The following is a 2,603-nucleotide window of genomic DNA, read 5'->3' on the forward strand; positions in this document are numbered from 1 at the left end:
ACATGGCGCCATCGGCTATCGGCCGCCGCAAGAAGTGGAGGAAACTTTCTACGCAAGCATAAACGCTCTTGATCACGTCGCCTAAGTTTTGAACAAAAAACTCTCCGGCAAACCCGGGGCGGTTCATCGATGTTTTGGGCGAGGTGGCCGTTAGCCAGCTTCGTGAACAGATCGCGCAGATAGGCATAGGGCTCGACACTATTCATCTTGCACGTGCCAATCAGGCTGGCGAAGCGGGCCCAATTTCGTCCGCCTTCGTCGTGGCCGGCAAAAAGTGAATTGCGGCGGTTCATGGCCGGGCTGCGGATCGCGTTTTCGACCAGGTTCGAATCCATGTCGACCCGACCGTCGTCGAGGAACAGCCGGAAGCCGTCCTGGCGTTTCAGCATGTAGGCTATTGCCACACCGAGATCTGATTTGCGCGAGATGCGTTCGGCCTGTGCCTTCAGCCAATTGAAGAATTTGTCCACCAGCGGGAGCGACTTCTCCTGTCGGACCGTGTGGCGGTGATCCGGGGCGGCACCACGGATCTCATTTTCGATCTTGTAGAGCGCCGCGATGCGCAGGAGCGCCTCATCCACGATGGGCGATCCCTTCTTGGGCTTGGCCTTGATCAGCTTCCTGCGCCCGTGCGCCCAACAGAAGGCCAGCCGCAACGGGTCGCCGCCTGTGCGCTTGGGTGTCGCCAGATGGGAATAGCCGCCATAGGCATCGACCTGGATCGTGCCGTTGAAGCCCTTGAGGATCTCGGCAGCATAATCGCCTTTTCGACCGGGCCGGTAATGGAACACCACGCCTGGCGGGGCGCTCCCGCCCCAGCCGCGATCAGCGCACCGGTCCGGCCCATCCAGTCGGCCAAAACCGACCGATCAATCGGCACCCCATGCCGCGCCATGACCAAGGCTTGCCGGTTCAACGGCATATGTTCGGAATGTTTGGACACAGCGATTTGCGCAAGCAACGCTTCGGTCGGCCAGCTGCCTTCCAGCAGATGCGCGGGGGCCTTGGCTTGCACCACGCCCGTGCGCCCTTTGGGGCAGGCATACCGGGGACGGATCGTGACGATCACCTGATAGCGCGCGGGGATGTAATCCAACCGCTCGGTCCGGTCTTCGCCAATCCGCACCATGTCGCCGCAGCCACAGGGGCAGGCAATGCTGTCAGGTTCGACCACGCGTTCCACGCGCGGCAGGCTTTTCGGCAGTGCTCGTGCCTTGCGGGGTTTGCGCGGCGCTTTCTGTTCCGGATCTGTCGCGCTGGTGGCGATCTTCTCCTCGACGGCGGCAATCTGTGCCCGCGTCTCGGCGATGGCGGTTTCCAGGTCCTCCAGCGCCAGCTCCAACTGTGCCGGGTCCAGCTTCTCCGACTTCGGCCCGAACTTCGTGCGCCGGTAGTCTCGAACCTGACCTTCCAGCTTCTCGATCAACGCCTTCAGGTCTGTGATGAAGGCCTCCTTCGCGGCCACCACCGCCTGCTCGTGCTGGCGAGCCGCGCGCTCGACAGAAAGCTCGGACTGCATCGCCTTAAAGGCTCTCACCACCGCGGGTGGGAGGTCCGGGAACAGGCTAAGATCGAAGGGGTGCGACATGCGCTTTTCTATCCGATCCGCGGCAGAAAGCCCAATAAAACAATGCCACATCCTATGGGCTGAGTCATCCTGCCGCAGCCGGTGGGCGCACCCTGTGCGCCATCACACGACGCCAGTCCAGACCCTCAAAAAGGGCCTCGAATTGGGCGCGGGATACCCGCATCACCCCATCCTGAACCCGTGGCCAAGCGAAGCTGCTCTGTTCGAGCACCTTGTAGGTAAGCACCATTCCGGTGCCGTCCCACACAAGGATCTTCATCCTGTCGCCGCGCTTCGATCGGAACACCACCGTCACCCCAGAATGCGGATCCAGCTTCAGCTCCGTCTGCACGATCAGCGCCAAGGCCTGGTGCCCGCAGCGAAAGTCCACCGGCTTTGTCGCGATCAGGATCGGCAACCGTTGTCCCGCGACAATCATCCCACACTCCGCAGCGCATGCACCAAGGCCGATGCCCGCTCCACCGCAACATCACCAGGGATGCGCAGCAGAACGTCGGCCCCGACCTCGATCGTCATCACCCCGATGCCAGCATGTCCGGCCTCCGCCATGGAAGATGCCGGCTGACCCATCGGCTCAGGCAGAATGGACAATGGCACGAAGGCGGGCGCCGTCGCCTCCGACCTTGGCGATCCGTTCAACGCGTCCATCAATTCACTCGGCAGAGCCAACCGGCCCTGACGCGCATGGCGACGCCAATCTGACAAATGATGGGGTAGAATGTCATAGCGCGCTGCCACATCGACAACCCGGACACCGGGTTGAAGGCTCTCTGCCACAATCCGAGCCTTCAATTCATCAGGCCAACGCCGCTTGCCCCGCCGCCGAGGTTCAACAACCTCGCAACGCCCCACAAATCCGCCTCCACCATCCGCCATGCGAAACCTCCATCTGAACCGCCCCGGGTTTGCCGGAGAGTTTTTTGTTCAAAACTTAGGCGACGTGATCAAGAGCGTTTATGCTTGCGTAGAAAGTTTCCTCCACTTCTTGCGGCGGCCGATAGCCGATGGCGCCATG

Annotated in this window: 2 protein-coding genes and 1 pseudogene; all 3 read right to left on the reverse strand. The window is 61.7% G+C overall.

Translation table 11 applies throughout. The features are described 5' to 3' along the window. Positions 1–125 precede the first annotated feature (125 nt). Positions 126–1,588 (reverse strand): annotated as a pseudogene (locus tag AAFO90_RS24575) (IS66 family transposase); the annotation flags it as partial. 64 nt (positions 1,589–1,652) lie between these two features. Further along, the gene (tnpB, locus tag AAFO90_RS24580; RefSeq protein WP_347511152.1) at positions 1,653–2,006 is read right to left on the reverse strand and encodes an IS66 family insertion sequence element accessory protein TnpB; all 354 of its coding nucleotides are present in this window, start codon (positions 2,004–2,006) and stop codon (positions 1,653–1,655) included. Beyond that, positions 2,003–2,464: a transposase gene (locus tag AAFO90_RS24585; RefSeq protein ID WP_347511153.1), complete on the reverse strand. Its 462-nt coding sequence runs from the start codon at positions 2,462–2,464 to the stop codon at positions 2,003–2,005. Before AAFO90_RS24585 ends, tnpB begins: the two co-directional genes overlap by 4 nt. Positions 2,465–2,603 lie beyond the last annotated feature (139 nt).

The organism is Phaeobacter sp. CAU 1743 (genome assembly GCF_039839315.1).
Classification (GTDB): domain Bacteria; phylum Pseudomonadota; class Alphaproteobacteria; order Rhodobacterales; family Rhodobacteraceae; genus Phycobacter; species Phycobacter gallaeciensis_A.